Raw genomic sequence first — 496 nt, 5'->3', positions numbered from 1 at the left:
TGTCCACGGCCGTCTTCATGTTGTCGTAGATGCCGCGGTGGGGCACGCCACCAAACACCGCAAAGGCGTGTTGGTGCGCGTCGAAGAGCATCTCGTGGGTCTGCAGCGGATAGGCGCGCAGCAGGAAGGCGCGGCTATGGCAAAGCTTGAACTGCGCGATCTGCAGCTTTACGCGCTCCCCACCGATACGGGCGATATCCTCGCTCCAGTCGAACTGAAATGCCTCGCCCGGGGCGAACACCAGGGGCACGAAGGTGCCCCGACCGGCCGTGCGGGACCGCTCTTGCTCGACCCGACGCCACTCGCGGGCAAACGCGGCGACCCGGCCATAGGAGCCAGGGTAGCCCTTCATCAACAGGGCGGCGTGCATCTGTCGTAACGTGCGGCGCTGCTTGCGGGGCTGTTGCTGGTTGGCGCGAAGCCAACGGACCAGCTCGGCCGCATACGGATCCAGCTGACTGGGACTCTTGCGGCGCGGATAGTGCGGGCTGGTCTC

At 65.9% G+C, this 496-nt stretch carries 1 protein-coding gene; it reads right to left on the bottom strand.

Annotation, left to right across the window (positions count from 1 at the left end):
• Positions 1-496 (bottom strand): IS21 family transposase (istA, locus tag AC1DE1_RS20845; RefSeq protein WP_477179348.1); only part of this gene is annotated, 496 nt, incomplete at both ends.

Source organism: Dyella sp. 05T440 (assembly GCF_056395965.1).
This window is presented reverse-complemented; position numbering and strand designations above follow the sequence as displayed.